The organism is Rhizobium rhizoryzae (assembly GCF_011046895.1).
In the GTDB taxonomy this organism is placed as follows: Bacteria; Pseudomonadota; Alphaproteobacteria; order Rhizobiales; family Rhizobiaceae; genus Neorhizobium; species Neorhizobium rhizoryzae.
Genome location: NZ_CP049250.1, coordinates 3100232 through 3115606 on the forward strand (window position 1 = coordinate 3100232; position 15375 = coordinate 3115606).

General features: G+C 57.9%; 11 protein-coding genes. All 11 read left to right on the forward strand.

All coding sequences use genetic code 11. The features are described from left to right. Positions 1–36 precede the first annotated feature (36 nt). The 11 genes from radA to G6N80_RS20905 all read left to right on the forward strand — a co-directional run bounded on the left by radA (position 37) and on the right by G6N80_RS20905 (position 15147). Entirely contained in the window at positions 37–1437 is a 1401-nt protein-coding gene (gene radA / locus G6N80_RS20855; protein ID WP_062553210.1) for a DNA repair protein RadA, read from the forward strand. A gap of 123 nt (positions 1438–1560) precedes the next feature. Next, complete coding sequence (locus G6N80_RS20860; protein ID WP_165136494.1) at positions 1561–2142, forward strand: CvpA family protein; 582 nt, start codon at positions 1561–1563, stop codon at positions 2140–2142. Between the two features lie 131 nt (positions 2143–2273). Further along, positions 2274–3764, forward strand: coding sequence for an amidophosphoribosyltransferase (gene purF / locus G6N80_RS20865; RefSeq protein WP_062552740.1), 1491 nt, complete (start codon positions 2274–2276; stop codon positions 3762–3764). 53 nt (positions 3765–3817) lie between these two features. Then, positions 3818–4558 (forward strand): SDR family NAD(P)-dependent oxidoreductase, encoded by a 741-nt coding sequence (locus G6N80_RS20870; RefSeq protein ID WP_062552741.1) that lies wholly within the window; start codon positions 3818–3820, stop codon positions 4556–4558. A 29-nt stretch (positions 4559–4587) separates the two neighbouring features. Beyond that, entirely contained in the window at positions 4588–5475 is an 888-nt protein-coding gene (locus G6N80_RS20875; protein WP_165136497.1) for a DMT family transporter, read from the forward strand. Positions 5476–5742: 267 nt separating this feature from the next. After that, positions 5743–7128, forward strand: coding sequence for a cysteine--tRNA ligase (gene cysS / locus G6N80_RS20880; RefSeq protein WP_183898009.1), 1386 nt, complete (start codon positions 5743–5745; stop codon positions 7126–7128). Positions 7129–7267: 139 nt separating this feature from the next. Beyond that, complete coding sequence (locus tag G6N80_RS20885) at positions 7268–7726, forward strand: GFA family protein (RefSeq protein ID WP_062552745.1); 459 nt, start codon at positions 7268–7270, stop codon at positions 7724–7726. Position 7727: 1 nt separating this feature from the next. Further along, the gene (pip, locus tag G6N80_RS20890; protein WP_165136500.1) at positions 7728–8687 is read left to right on the forward strand and encodes a prolyl aminopeptidase; all 960 of its coding nucleotides are present in this window, start codon (positions 7728–7730) and stop codon (positions 8685–8687) included. A gap of 68 nt (positions 8688–8755) precedes the next feature. Beyond that, positions 8756–10372 (forward strand): citramalate synthase, encoded by a 1617-nt coding sequence (cimA, locus tag G6N80_RS20895; protein ID WP_165136503.1) that lies wholly within the window; start codon positions 8756–8758, stop codon positions 10370–10372. 107 nt (positions 10373–10479) lie between these two features. Then, on the forward strand, positions 10480–11388 hold the full coding sequence (rarD, locus tag G6N80_RS20900) for an EamA family transporter RarD (RefSeq protein ID WP_165136506.1): 909 nt from the start codon (positions 10480–10482) through the stop codon (positions 11386–11388). 819 nt (positions 11389–12207) lie between these two features. Continuing rightward, positions 12208–15147, forward strand: coding sequence for a hypothetical protein (locus tag G6N80_RS20905; protein ID WP_165136509.1), 2940 nt, complete (start codon positions 12208–12210; stop codon positions 15145–15147). Positions 15148–15375 lie beyond the last annotated feature (228 nt).

Below are 15375 nucleotides of genomic sequence, written 5' to 3' on the forward strand. Positions count from 1 at the left end.
GCCGTGAATTCCGAGGCCTTCAAGCATTGGATAGTCATGGCCAAGGCAAAAACCCAATTCGTCTGCCAGAACTGCGGCACGGTGCACACGCGCTGGGCCGGGAAGTGCGATGGATGCGGCGAATGGAACACGATCATCGAGGATGATCCCCTCGGCGGCATCGGCGGGGGTCCGGGCAAGACACCCAAGAAGGGCCGTGCCGTTGCGCTGACAACGCTTTCCGGGGAGACCGAAGAAGCGCCTCGCGTTCAAACGGGCATCAGCGAGCTGGATCGCGTGACTGGCGGCGGTTTCGTGAGGGGATCTGCGGTGCTGGTCGGCGGCGATCCCGGCATCGGCAAATCTACTCTGCTCATGCAGGCGGCTGCGGCCCTCTCCAGACGCGGGCACCGAATCATCTATGTCTCGGGGGAAGAGGCCGTGGCGCAGGTGAGGCTTCGGGCGCAACGCCTTGGGGCGGCGTCCACCGATGTGCTTCTGGCTGCCGAAACCAATGTGGAAGATATCCTCGCCACGCTTGCCGAGGGCAAGCGGCCAGACCTCGTCATCATCGATTCCATCCAGACACTGTGGAGCGACATTGTCGATTCGGCACCCGGTACGGTGACGCAGGTGCGCACGGGTGTTCAGGCCATGATCCGGTTTGCCAAGCAGACCGGTGCCGCCATGGTTCTGGTGGGCCATGTGACCAAGGAGGGTCAGATTGCCGGACCGCGCGTTGTGGAGCACATGGTGGACGCCGTTCTCTATTTCGAAGGCGATCGCGGCCACCACTACCGGATCCTGCGGACGGTGAAGAACCGCTTCGGACCGACCGACGAGATCGGCGTCTTCGAAATGTCCGATAAGGGCCTGCGGGAAGTGACAAACCCATCCGAACTTTTCCTGGGCGAACGCAATACCAAGGCCCCCGGAGCCGCTGTGTTTGCCGGAATGGAGGGAACGCGTCCAGTTCTGGTTGAGGTTCAGGCCCTCGTAGCGCCAACGTCGCTTGGCACGGCGCGCCGTGCAGTGGTCGGATGGGATGGCTCCCGTCTCGCCATGATCCTGGCGGTTCTGGAGGCGCATTGTGGCGTTCGGCTCGGACAACACGATGTCTATCTGAACGTGGCCGGTGGATACAGGATCAGCGAACCGGCTGCGGACGTTGCCGTGGCTGCGGCCCTCGTATCGTCGCTTGCCAGCACGCCCTTGCCCGTCGATTCGGTCTTCTTCGGTGAGGTGAGCCTTTCGGGAGCGGTGCGTCCTGTTTCACAAACCGCGCAACGTCTGAAGGAAGCGGAAAAGCTTGGTTTTGCACGCGCGACACTGCCTTCATCCTCTGCCGAACTGCCGAAGGGTCGCAAAGGCCTGACCGAAATCGAGGGGCTACCCGATCTCGTGGTGCAGATTGCAGGCTCCGCGCGCAAGCTCGGCAAGCAGACAGATGAGGATTGATCTTCCCCCGGCGTCGCCACTGTTGTAAGAGGTGCGCAAAATTCTTGCCTTTCTGCGGAGTTCCGCTAAGGCCACATCATGCATCCCCGCCGCGGGACCGATCAGTCTTGGAGTAGATCATCTATGCCCATCACGATTTTTGACGGCATTGTTCTTGGCGTCACGCTGTTTTCGGCGGTTCTCGCCATGGTTCGCGGCTTTTCCCGCGAAGTGCTGTCCATCGCAAGCTGGGCCGGCTCCATCGCTGCAGCCTATTATCTGCACCCGCTGCTCTTGCCCTATGCCAAGAATTATACAGCCGACGACCGTATCGCTCTTGCCGGGTCCGCAGGCGTCATCTTTCTCGTTGCGCTGATCATCATCACTTTCATTACGACACGCATTGCCGATTTCATCATCGACAGCCGGATCGGGGCGCTGGATCGCACGCTCGGCTTCTTGTTTGGGGCAGCGCGCGGCATTCTGCTGCTCGTCGTTGCCGTCGCCTTCTGGAACTGGCTGGTCGATGTCAGGTCGCAACCTGCCTGGGTTACGCAAGCCAAGTCCAAGCCGTTCCTGGATACGCTCGTTGCGCGGCTTGAGACCGTTCTGCCAACGGATATCGAACCTCAGATCCGCGCGCGCATCCTGGGACGTGGCGAGGCGAAGGGTAATGAGGCGGCTCCGTCTGACGAAGCTCCGAACGCACCTGTTACAAATAATTGACGAACCTGGACTACCGAGGGAAGCCAAAAGCCTCCATTTGTGTTACAACCCCATGACAGAAGGCCGGATGATGTTCCTTGCGAACCCTACCGGCCTCTTTCAGTTTTTTCTGAGTTGGCAAGGACCTGCAGATGAATCAGCCGGTTTCGCATGACGCATTCCATGATCTTGATGGTGACACCCTGCATGAAGAATGCGGCGTGTTTGGTATTCTCGGTCATCCCGATGCAGCAACACTGACAGCCCTCGGCCTGCATGCCTTGCAGCATCGTGGTCAGGAAGCAGCGGGTATCGTGTGCTTCGATGGAACACAGTTCCATACTGAAAAGCATATGGGTCTGGTGGGAGACCACTACACCAACCCCGCAACGCTGGCGAAACTGCCGGGCGACATGGCGATTGGCCACACGCGCTATTCGACGACCGGCGAAGTTGCTCTGCGCAACGTACAACCGCTGTTTGCAGAACTCGAAGTCGGCGGCATTGCGGTCGCCCATAACGGCAATTTCACCAATGGCCTTACCCTGCGTCGCCAGTTGATAGCCGGTGGCGCCATCTGTCAGTCCACGTCCGATACGGAAGTGGTTCTGCACCTCATCGCCCGCTCCCGCTATACATCGACAACGGATCGCTTCATCGATGCCATCCGCCAGATGGAAGGCGGCTATTCGATGCTGGCGCTGACCCGCACGAAGCTGATTGCCGCACGCGACCCCACGGGCATCCGTCCGCTGGTCATGGGTGAACTCGACGGCAAGCCGATCTTCTGCTCGGAAACCTGTGCGCTCGATATCATCGGCGCGAAATACGTCCGTGACGTCGAGAACGGCGAGATCATCATTTGCGAAATCCAGCCGGATGGCTCGATCGAGATCGATTCGCGCAAGTCTCCGACAGCGCAGCCGGAACGCCTCTGCCTGTTCGAATACGTGTATTTCGCCCGTCCGGATTCGGTCGTCGGCGGTCGCAGCGTCTATGTCGCCCGCAAGAACATGGGCATCAATCTCGCCAAGGAAGCGCCGGTCGAGGCTGATGTCGTGGTGCCCGTGCCGGATGGCGGCACACCAGCAGCCCTTGGCTATGCGCAGGAAAGCGGCATTCCATTCGAATACGGCATCATCCGCAATCATTATGTCGGCCGTACATTCATCGAACCGACGCAGCAGATCCGCGCCTTCGGCGTGAAGCTGAAGCATTCGGCCAATCGGGCGATGATCGAAGGCAAGCGCGTCGTGCTGGTGGATGATTCCATCGTTCGCGGCACGACGTCGCTGAAGATCGTGCAGATGATCCGCGATGCGGGCGCCAAGGAAGTGCACTTGCGTGTTGCCAGCCCGATGATTTTCCATCCGGATTTCTACGGTATTGATACGCCAGATGCGGAAAAGCTTCTGGCAAATCAATATGACGGCGTGGAAGCCATGTGCCGCTATATCGGCGCAGACAGCCTGCAGTTCCTTTCCATCAACGGTCTCTATCGTGCCGTTGGCGGTGAAGACCGTAACCCGGCCCGTCCGCAATTTACCGACCACTACTTTACCGGCGACTATCCGACGCGCCTGCTTGACAAAGCAGCCGAGACGATGGGACGGAAGGTTTCGGTTCTCGCCAGCAACGGCTGAGACAATCCGGCAGAGCGGATCGCCTCTGCCGGATCATTCATAGTGGGACGGATATGAGCATTGACTTGAAGGGCAGGATCGCGCTGGTCACCGGCGCGTCGCGTGGTATCGGCTATTTCACGGCACTGGCGCTCGCCAAAGCCGGTGCGCATGTGATTGCCTGTGCACGCACGGTGGGCGGCCTTGAAGAACTGGACGATGCCATTCAGGCGGCAGGCGGCACGGCGACCCTCGTTCCCTTCGACATCACAGACATGCAAGCAATCGACCGGCTGGGCGCTTCGATTTTCGAACGCTGGGGCAAGCTGGACATTCTGGTCGCCAACGCCGGTATTCTGGGCGTCATTTCCCCACTCGGCCATGTCGAAGCAAAGGTCTTCGAGAAGGTCATGCTGACCAACGTCACTGCGACATGGCGGCTCATTCGCTCGGTCGAACCGCTTCTTTTGAAGTCGGATGCGGGGCGTGCACTGCTGCTTTCCTCTGGCGTTGCCAATGATGCTCGTGCTTTCTGGGGTGCCTATGCCACCAGCAAGGCGGCTGTCGAAATGCTGGGGCGCACCTGGGCGGCGGAAACCTCGCATACCAAGCTCTGCGTCAACAACGTCAATCCTGGAGCCACCCGCACAGCTATGCGGGCGCAGGCCATGCCAGGTGAAGATCCAAAAACCGTTCCCCACCCATCCGAAGTCGCGGAAAAGCTCCTGCCGCTCTGTGCGCCGGACATGACGGAAACAGGCCGTCTCTATGTTGTTCGCGAGGGTAAATTCGTAGATTATAAATTGCCGGAATAACTCCGGCAGCCTCGTTTCAGACAGTCCTCATGCGCCCTCGCGACATCCTGATTTACATTTTTCTTTCAGTCGCATGGGGTCTGTCCTTCCTGCTGCTGCTGCATGTCATTGCTGCCTTCGGCTGGGTCGGATCGGTAACATTCCGTTGTCTGCTGGCGGGGGCGCTTCTGCTGGGTATCTCGCGAGTTATGGGACGCAAGCTGCGGTTCCCGGCGAGCTGGAGGCCGCTCGCCGTTGTCGGTGCGACAACAGTCGCCGGACAGCTCATCGGCATTTCCTACGCCACGCCGCTGATCGGCACCGCCATGGCGGCGATCTTCGTCGCCACGATACCCCTGTTCTCCATGGTCATTGCAAGAGTGTGGGGAACGGAGCTCATCACGCCTTCGCGCGTTGCCGGGCTTGCTCTGGGAACCATTGGCATCATCATGCTCGTCGGCTTTCCGGCGGTGCCTGTCGACAGGAATTTCATTCTCGGCTGCGTTGCGATGGTCTTCAGCACCTTCTGCGCGGCCTTTGGCAGCAATTATGCCAGCCGCTACCTGAGCGACACCGGCCCTTGGGAAGTGACGATCGGCGCCTTCCTGTTCGGCGGGGTCATGGCGCTGCCGCTCCTGTTTCTCGTTCCGGTTCCGGGCGTGCCGCACGCCATCGATTATCTCTATCTGCTCGTTCAGGCCGGCGTGATGAGCGCCCTCACCTATGTGCTGTATTTCGGCCTCGTCAGCAGCATTGGCGCCACGCGCGCAATCAGTGTGGAGTTCGTGGTCACAGTGATTGCGGTGCTTGTGGGAGCCTTCGCACTCAATGAACCCATCACCATCCTGCAATTCATCGGTGGTGCGGTTATCATTGCAGGATGTGCACTGGTACTCGGTATTTTTCCCGCCAAGGACAAGATCCCGCTTCAGCCTTGAGCTTCTCTCGCGCGCCTGCGGCCCGCTAGAAAGAATATTCTGTCGGGATCGGATCCGGCGAACGTTTGCGCCTTGACGCCCCCTTGACCATCCCTGCCTGTCGCGCCATAAGCTTTGCCCCATGAACAAGGCCAACTGCTGCATCATTTGCGGGATTATTATTCGCTAGCGTTTCGCTGGCCTGGCCGTTCTCGTCTCTCGAAATTCCAAGAAGACAAGGGAACCGGTTCCGGCCGGTGGGTGAATTTCATTCGGGAGAGACTGTCCATGAGCCTCAAGCTCAAGCTTTACAACACGCTGACCCGCGAGAAGGCTGAATTTCAGCCAATCGACCCGAGCAATGTGCGCATGTATGTCTGCGGCCCCACCGTTTATGATTTCGCGCATATCGGCAATGCGCGCCCCGTCATCGTATTCGACGTGCTGTTTCGTCTGCTTCGTCATGTCTATGGCGAGCCTCAGGTGACCTATGCCCGCAACATCACCGACGTGGATGACAAGATCAACGCGCGTGCCCTGCGCGATCATCCGGGCCTCGATCTGAACGAGGCGATCCGGCTGGTGACGGAACGGACCGAGAAGCAGTTTCAGGCGGATGTGACTGCCCTCGGCTGCCTTGAACCGACCGTCCAGCCGCGCGCAACCGATAACATTGCCCAGATGATCGGCATCATCGAGAAGCTGATCGAGCGCGGCCACGCCTATGCGGCAGAGGGCGAGGTTCTCTTTGATACCCGCTCCATGAGCGATTACGGCCAGCTTTCCAAGCGTCCGCTGGATGAGCAGCAGGCAGGAGCACGCATAGCGGTCGATGCCCACAAGAAAAATCCCGGCGACTTCGTGCTGTGGAAGGCGTCCAGCGAAAGCGAACCCGGCTGGCCAAGCCCCTGGGGCCGTGGCCGTCCCGGCTGGCATATCGAATGCTCAGCCATGAGTGCCCGTTATCTGGGCGAGACCTTCGACATCCACGGCGGTGGACTGGACCTCATCTTCCCGCATCATGAAAATGAAATCGCCCAGTCCCGTTGCGCGCACGGCACGCATGTGATGGCGAATGTGTGGATGCACAATGGCTTCGTGCAGGTCGAAGGCCGCAAGATGTCGAAGTCGGAAGGCAATTTCGTCACGATGAACGAGTTGCTGGAAACCGAGAAATTTGGTGGCCGCACATGGCCAGGCGAAGTTCTGCGGCTTGCCATGCTGATGACGCATTACCGCGAGCCGATCGACTTTTCCGTCAAGCGGCTGGAAGAGGCAGAACGCCTTCTGGCCAAATGGCCGGTGGTCGAGGTCGGAAATGCCAAGCCTTGCGAAAACGTACTGGATGCATTGGCGGATGACCTGAACACCGTCGCAGCCGTCCAGGCCATCCATGCACTGGCGCAGGCCTCGCATTCGGATGAAGATGCGAAGGCACGCTTTGCGGCTTCTGCCAATCTGCTGGGGCTGCTGCCAAAGGCAACGGAAGTCGACGAAGCCATTGCCGCGGGCATTGATGCACTTGTCGAAATGCGGCTCGAACTTCTCAAGGCAAAGAATTTTGCCGAGGCCGACCGCATTCGCGATGAACTTGCCGCCAAGGGCATTCAGCTCAAGGATGGCAAGGCCAAGGATACCGGCGAGCGTGTGACCACGTGGGACATGAAGCGCTGAGAGGAAGACGGACCGATGGCTGAGAACCCGAATACCAAAATGCCGAAATGGCTGCTTTACGGGCTCATTGCAAAAGGTGTTCTGGTTGCCGCGATCACGATCGGCGTGGTTGCCTATGTACGTTTGAGGTAGGAGAGGCATGATGGAAGGCGTATTTACCGGCGGATGCCAATGCGGCGCAGTGCGGTTTCGGGCTGAGAAACTTGGTCGCCCGTCCATCTGCCATTGTCGCATGTGCCAGAAAGCGTTCGGCGGCTTTTTCGCGGCCTTGATTTCCGCTGATCAGGCGCATCTGACCTGGACGCGCGGGCAGCCCAGCCTGTTTCGCTCTTCCGCCAAGGTGAAGCGTGGTTTTTGCCCGAAGTGCGGAACGCCGCTGACCTACCATCATCCAGATGGTGTGGAGCTGGCGATTGGCGCTTTCGATCAACCGGAGCTGTTTGAACCGGAAGTTCAGGTTAACCACGACAAGCGCCTGCCCTGGATCGACCATTTGTTCGAGAAGCGCGCGGTAGCACAAAGCCTTGATGAGAGCCTGGTGGATAGCTACCAGCACCCGGATCACGATACGGCCGAGTGGCCGCCAAAGGATGCATGACATGAACGAGTTGCGGACGTTTTATCCCGAGATCGAGCCTTTCGAGACCGGTTTCCTGGAGACCGGCGACGGTCACCGGGTCTACTGGGAGCGGGTCGGGACGAAGGGAGCAAAGCCTGCGGTATTCCTGCATGGCGGTCCCGGTGGCACGATCAGCCCGACGCAGCGACGCCTTTTCGATCCCGCGCTATACGATGTGATCCTCTTCGATCAGCGCGGCTGCGGCAAAAGCACGCCGAATGCTAGCCTGGAAAACAATACGACCTGGCATCTTGTGGCCGATATCGAACGGTTACGCGAGATGATGGGCGTCGAAAAATGGCTGGTCTTCGGCGGCTCCTGGGGATCGACGCTAGCGCTAGCCTATGCGGAAACCCATGCTGACCGCGTGTCCGAACTTGTCTTGCGCGGCATCTACACACTCACCAAGGCCGAGCTCGACTGGTACTATCAGTTTGGCGTATCTGAAATGTTCCCCGACAAGTGGGAGCGTTTTCAGGCACCCATTCCCGAAGATGAGCGCCACGAAATGATGGTCGCCTATCGCCGCCGTCTGGTCGGCGACGATCGCGAGGCGCAGTTGCGTTGCGCGCGCGCCTGGAGCATCTGGGAGGGTGAGACGATCACGCTTCTGCCAAACCCCACCTATTCCGGCACCTTCGAGGAAGACGCCTATGCACTGGCGTTTGCGCGCATCGAAAACCACTACTTCGTTCATGCCGGTTGGCTTGAGGAAGGGCAGCTTCTGCGCGATGCCTCCAAGCTGAAAGATATCCCGGGCGTGATTATCCATGGCCGCTATGACATGCCCTGCCCGGCCAGATATGCCTGGGCGCTGCACAAGGCTTGGCCGAAGGCTGATTTTCACCTCATCGAAGGAGCCGGTCACGCCTACCTGGAGCCCGGAATTCTGGATCAACTGATCCGGGCAACGGACCGTTTTGCCGGCAAGACGGACTAAGGAATACGGTTTGCGGCCCGTTTTGGGCCCTCTGATTGAACGATTTGCGGCCCGGGGAGGCGCAACTGATGAGCATGGAACGCATCTATCTTTTCGACACGACACTGCGTGACGGGCAGCAGACGCCCGGCATTGATTTCTCGGTCGAGGACAAGATCGCGATTTCGAAGCTGCTTGATGAATTCGGCATCGATTATGTGGAAGGGGGCTACCCCGGCGCCAATCCAACTGACACCGCATTTTTCGCACGCAAGCAAACGCATGCGGCCAAATTCACCGCTTTCGGAATGACGAAACGTGCGGGGGTCTCGGCCGCAAACGATCCTGGTCTCGCCGCCCTCTTGCAATCGAAAACCGATGCGATCTGTCTTGTCGCAAAGAGCTGGGACTATCATGTCGCGGTCGCGCTTGGCTGCACGAACGAAGAGAATCTCGAATCGATCCGGGACAGCGTGAAGGCGGTGGTCGCATCGGGGCGGGAATCGCTCATCGATTGCGAGCATTTCTTCGATGGCTACAAGGCAAACCCCGATTACGCCCTTGCCTGCGCCAAGTCCGCCTATGAGGCCGGTGCACGCTGGGTGGTGCTCTGCGACACCAATGGCGGCACGCAGCCGGACGAAGTGCGCAGAATCGTCTCCGCCGTCATCGCCTCCGGCATTCCCGGGACTTCGCTTGGCATCCATGCGCATGACGATACGGGGCAGGCCATTGCCAATTCACTGGCGGCCGTTGAGGCGGGCGTGCGGCAGATCCAGGGAACGCTGAACGGCATCGGTGAGCGCTGCGGCAACGCAAACCTCATCACCCTCATCCCCACCCTCGCCTTGAAAAAGGTGTATTCGGACCGGTTCGAGACCGCGATCGATGCGGAACGCCTGACGGGCCTGACGCGATTGTCCCACGCCTTCGATGAATTGCTGAACCGTTCACCTTATGCCCAGGCACCCTATGTCGGCGCATCCGCCTTCGCAACGAAGGCGGGCATTCATGCCTCCGCATTGCTCAAGGATCCCCGTACCTACGAGCATGTCGTGCCGGAAAGTGTCGGCAATTTCCGCAAGGTCATGGTGTCGGACCAGGGTGGCAAATCCAACTTCCTCAACGCGCTGAAGCGCATCGGGCTGGACGTTGCGAAGGATGACCCGCGCCTGGATACCTTGATTTCCATCGTCAAGGAGCGTGAGGCGCAAGGCTATGCCTATGAGGGTGCAGATGCGAGCTTCGAGCTTCTGGCGAGGCGCACTCTGGGCACAATTCCGCATTTCTTCGATATCGACGGTTTCCGCGTCATGGTGGAACGGCGCTTCGACGCCAACGGCCAGTTGAAGACTGTGTCCGAAGCTGTCGTTCGCCTGATCATCGATGGGCATCGCATCATGTCGGTGGCAGAGGGCGATGGTCCGGTCAACGCGCTGGACCTGGCGTTGCGCAAGGATCTCGGCAAATTCAACCGGGAGATCGAAGAACTCGAACTGGTAGATTACAAGGTGCGCATTCTCAATGGCGGGACCGAGGCGATTACCCGCGTTCTCATCGAGTCCATGGACGGGGACGGAACCCGCTGGTGGACGGTCGGCGTTTCGGAAAACATCATCGATGCCTCCTTCCAGGCGCTGATCGACTCCATCATCTACAAGCTGATGAAGAACCGGCACATGGCCGGACGGCTGGCCGCCGAATAGCGTTTCGGCGCTTCACCAAATGGAATGTTAGCTTCAGCGAAATGAATTGGTTACGCCTGTGGTTCAGGCGTAGACCATCCGCCTTGTGGCGACGAAAGGCATGCAGAATGGCAAGCAGCGAAACAACTCCTGCCCTGAACGGCGATACCCCGAAGGGATTTGCCTATGCCTTTGCCGCCTATGGCCTCTGGGGCTTCATGCCCATCTACCTCAAGATGCTGTCTCATCTGTCGCCTTTCGAAGTATTGGCACACCGGGTAGTGTGGTCTCTTCCGCTGGCCGCCCTCGTGCTTCTGGTGACACGGCGCTTCGGCGACCTGAAGGCAGCCTTCGCGTCCGGCAAGACCATGGCCATGGCCTTCGTGACCGCCTGCCTGATCACGGTGAACTGGTGCACCTATGTCTACGCGGTTGCTTCAGGCCATGCGATCGAAGCCGCGCTTGGTTACTTCATCAATCCGCTCTTCAGCATCATGCTGGGCTCCACCCTTTTGAAAGAAAAACTGGCGCCTGCGCAGAAAGCCGCCATTGTCATTGCGCTGATCGCTGTGGCAATCCTGACCTGGGATGCCGGTCGACTGCCCTGGATTTCGCTGACCTTGAGCATCAGCTGGGGTTTCTACGCGCTGTTTCGCAAGACGTTGCCGGTTGGCCCCAATCAAGGCTTCTTCCTTGAGGTTGCCATCCTCACGGTCTTCGCCCTGCCGTACATCATCTGGCTCGAAATGAGTGGAACCGGCCATTTTACGCATGGCACGGTCTCTGACACATGGCTCTTGTCGGCAGCGGGGTTGGCGACCGCCATTCCGTTGATGATCTATGCCAACGCCGCGAAATTGCTCCGGCTTTCAACGATTGGCATCATGCAGTACATGACGCCCACCTTTGTGTTCTTGATTGCGATCTTCGTCTTCAAGGAACCCATGAACCCCGTCAAGCTTTTCGCATTCGTGCTCATCTGGTCGGCCCTTGCACTCTACAGTTTTTCCATGCTGCGGAACTATCGAGCCCGATAGGCAAAACTGCGGAATCGCCGACGATTCCGACCGTGCATTTCGGCTTTGATAACATCCTGCTCTGAAAAGCTGACGACGCCGTCCGTTCGCTCAGAGACTCGCCCGTCTCGAGCTAAAGCGTAAATTTTTTACACATCGAATTTGTGGAAAATTGCCACTGCGCAGGGGCGTGAACAGCCTATTCTCAGCCATTTAACCAGAAATTTAAGGAAACAATACTTTAGCTGCAATTAAATACTCTGCTCCATCCTGTAGTTTAGACAACTACAATATATGATATTATTGACAATTTTGTGAAATTTGCTTAAAATTTACGGTTAATTAAAGATATAAAATATTTCGAGGGGATAACCTACTGTGAAAACATCGATTTCCAGCGCACCTACTCGTTCTTTTTCCAGTTCTGATCAAGACGATAAGACCTCAGACAGACCAGTTCAAACCGAGACAGGGTCCGTCAAAAAAGTTTCGCCAGACAGTTCTCCGTCCAAACGACGCCCTGCGAATTCCTCCACGTCATCCGGCGGCAGCTCTTCCGGTACAAGCTCGGGTTCATCGCCCCGCACCAGCAGCAGTTCCGGGACGGGTTCGAGTCAAACGTCGAGACCTTCCAGCGGGACGAGTTCCGGCACCGGCGGGAGCTCCGGAAACACCCGCGCACCGTCAATAATACCCTCTCGAACAGGATTGTCAGACAACAAAGATGTCAGTCCTCGCGGTGGTCCGTTGACTGCACCGCAGCAGCGATCATCTACCGGAAGCGTACCAAGCAGTCCCACATCTCAGCCACTCTCCAGACTGTCGGGCGCACCCACCCTCATGACATCGGGCGCGCGTACTGGTGGATCCGCACCGACCAGCCTGAGCTCGACGTCATCGCCGGGGAGCAAAGGGCAAGTCAAGCTCAACACATCGGATGCAAGCGGTGGCACTCGCACGCAACATTCCATCAGTTCATCGGGAGCGTCTTCAGAAGCGCCGGAACAGAACACCAATAGTAGCTCGACGACGACATCTGCCAAAGGACCATCGACGACATCGACGGCTGCGGCCGGTGATCCGCCCGCCAATACAAAGGGCTACGACAATGCAGGAGACCTCATTCAAAACCTGATGGGCTCCAGTCTGATGGGAGAGGTTCATCAATATCTGGCGACGAAGCTCAGTACGAAAGACATGTCTTTCGCCACGATGGATGTGATCCGGAATCCGGAAAAGTATACCGCAGAGCAGAAGACTCTCATGTACATGGACCTGCTCTACACCAGAGCAAGATATGATGGTTTCAAGGGTGAAGCCGACAAGTGGCGCGATGGTATCAACAACCAGAAGGAAATAGGCGAAGACTTCAAGCAGGCTTTGGCCATCCTCGGATCAGACAAGGATGTTCAGTCCGGCTACGTGAAGATGATCATGGATGCCTTCAAACTGCGATTCAACTGGAACCAGTTGACGCCATTTGAGAACGACGATCCCCTGGACCAGATCGAGCAAAGAAAGAAAAAAGACGCAGCCATGAAGCCGACACTGGATGCGGTCCTGGCAGCGTTTGACAGAGACATCGTGGAAGGCGGCTTGCTCAAAAAGGGATTGGAGGCCGGCAAGGATGCCAAAGCGATCATGGAGGAATACAATACTACGCTCGGTGCCTATCTCTCCATCCTGCCGGAACAGGACGTCTTTGGCAGAATGCAGCAGACCCTTGAGCCAACGGACATTCCACTGATCGGAGGCGCGAGCTTCCAGGAGCGAATGACGAAGGCGGAGGAAAAATACAAGGAATTCTTTGCGACCCACATCCTTCCAAATGCACCTAACCCAGGGGATGTTTTCAAGGAAATCTTCGACGAACAGGTCAAGCGCGAATTCGGCGGCCTCGGTCCAAGTGTACTTCCGCAACTCGATCCGAGTAATATCAGTCCTCACAGCGTCATATTCCGCAATCTCTCGGTCGACGTTAACACCCTTCGCGAAGTTGCGAAAAGAGATGTCGCCTGGAAGGAAGGCGTTGGTTTAAAGAACCTTTTCCGTCCGACCGTCGAGATCATGGCAAATCTCAGATACCCTGATGCCGCTACGGCGGGCGGGAAACCGGATGCCAATGCCGCTGCACACCGGAAGGCATTCACGGATGCGGTTATGAACCAGATCGATCCGCTGATGACATTCATGGGAACAACCCAATCGCCTGATGCGATGAATGCCTATCTGGACCGCCTCACATTCACCCCTTCCGCTGCAACCGGCGATTTTACCAAGCAGGATATGGTCCAGGCTCTTCGCGGCCTAGTCATGGGGGCGAGCGCGATCAATACGATGAACGCCGATGCCACTGCCGACCCGAATTACAAAGGTCGTGAAATTGGCACCTATTCCGTCAACGACATTTCCGCGGCCATTACTATTGGGACAGGTCTCGCTGGCCAAAGTCTGGTTGTCGCCGGAACGGATGGCCTCAGTGCGCGCGATGCAGCCGCCATGAAAAAACTGTTCGGAAACGACGACAATGGCCGAGGCTGGAGTGCAGCCGTTTTTAGCGCGGCGCCATCGACGATGGCCACCGAATTCTGGGACAAAAGCGTCGAGAAGATGAGCAAGAGCGTAGCCGCAGGGTTGCGCAACCGAACAGGTCTGGAAGACGGGGTCACGGATCCGAAGATATTCACCCGACAGAGCAAGCTGGATGCGATTGCAAAAATCGTTGCTCCATCCGCGCAAGCTTTGGCCGCATCGTATTTCAAGGACAACCCCGAAGAAGCGAAAACCTTCACAGCCAACATGTCGACCATGCTGGGCGCGGTGTGGGGGCTCACCAAACCGGGCGGTGACATTCACACACTGAAGGCCAACCTGACAGCCTGGGCGGAAACCAATATCAAGTCGGCGCCTCCCTCAATCGAAATCTCGCGTTACCGGTCAATGGTCGTCAGCGGCGCGACCACAATTGTCAACTCCTTGCGCACCTCCTGGCTTGCCGACCATAATCCAGATGCCACCTGGGATACGATCGGCCTTGGCGTCATGCATGCCATGGGTGGTCTTTCGGCCTTGTTGAAGGGTGGATCCACCTATGCGAGCAAACTGATCCCCCACATGGAGGCCATGTTGCCGGGCGAGCCAGACGTCATCAATGCAAGCCGAAAGGCGCTGGCCAAGAATCTTGGTACCGCTGCGAAGGTCGTCGGTAATGCCGCCGGTTTCGGCTATGCACCACTGGAGATCTATCAGTTCGCAAAGGCACTGAAGGATGGCGGCAACCCGGTAGATCTCGCACTGATGGGTATCGGAACCGTCTCCGATTCCATTCTTGCAGTACAAGGATTGGCCGGCCTTGGAGAAGTGCTGATTAATTCCACTTGGTTGAACCGAGCCGGTCCCGCAGCGGCGGCAGCGGGCCGAGCAGCCAGCGCAGCCGCGCCTTTCCGCTTCTTCTCAGGCCTGCTGTCAAGCACCATCTTTACTGCCGCCTCCGCGGTCTCCTGGATCGCCTGGGGTGGCTATGCCATCTGGCAGCTGGTCAAGGCGGAAAAAGCCTATAACAAGACGAAGGACGCGCTGGACGCGGATATGGCGCGATTGATCGGGACGAATATGTCATTCTACGACATCAAATCCCGCGACCGGGATCGCAACGGTCAACCTTACAAGGATGACAACGCAGAACGGACACTCACCCCCGAAGACTGGGCAGCCATCCGAGCCAAGGTCGAGGAATACCGTAAGTCAGCGAACTGGGAAGATTGGAAGATCCCGGAATGACAGATTGATGGCCGGGTAGATAACTGGAGCCGGGCGCCGCCAGAAGCCAGACTTCTGACGGCGCATCCGTTAAAGGGTGTCGCGATCTTTCAGATTCACTCCCGACGCCTTAACTCTTTGTTTTATCGCATGTCGTTTTCGCAAAACCGCTGCAGACTTTTGGCTACGACATGCTTCAGCCGCACTTCACCGGGCTATGCCCATTGAGCTTCGTGCATCCCTGGGCCC

Bases quoted from the DNA above. Each gene is read 5' to 3' on its own strand.
- cysS (WP_183898009.1), top strand. From the start codon at position 5,743: ATGAGCCTCAAGCTCAAGCTTTACAACACGCTGACCCGCGAGAAGGCT.
- rarD (WP_165136506.1), top strand. From the start codon at position 10,480: ATGGCAAGCAGCGAAACAACTCCTGCCCTGAACGGCGATACCCCGAAG.
- purF (WP_062552740.1), top strand. From the start codon at position 2,274: ATGAATCAGCCGGTTTCGCATGACGCATTCCATGATCTTGATGGTGAC.
- pip (WP_165136500.1), top strand. From the start codon at position 7,728: ATGAACGAGTTGCGGACGTTTTATCCCGAGATCGAGCCTTTCGAGACC.
- G6N80_RS20885 (WP_062552745.1), top strand. From the start codon at position 7,268: ATGATGGAAGGCGTATTTACCGGCGGATGCCAATGCGGCGCAGTGCGG.
- G6N80_RS20870 (WP_062552741.1), top strand. From the start codon at position 3,818: ATGAGCATTGACTTGAAGGGCAGGATCGCGCTGGTCACCGGCGCGTCG.
- radA (WP_062553210.1), top strand. From the start codon at position 37: ATGGCCAAGGCAAAAACCCAATTCGTCTGCCAGAACTGCGGCACGGTG.
- G6N80_RS20905 (WP_165136509.1), top strand. From the start codon at position 12,208: ATGACATCGGGCGCGCGTACTGGTGGATCCGCACCGACCAGCCTGAGC.
- G6N80_RS20860 (WP_165136494.1), top strand. From the start codon at position 1,561: ATGCCCATCACGATTTTTGACGGCATTGTTCTTGGCGTCACGCTGTTT.
- G6N80_RS20875 (WP_165136497.1), top strand. From the start codon at position 4,588: ATGCGCCCTCGCGACATCCTGATTTACATTTTTCTTTCAGTCGCATGG.
- cimA (WP_165136503.1), top strand. From the start codon at position 8,756: ATGAGCATGGAACGCATCTATCTTTTCGACACGACACTGCGTGACGGG.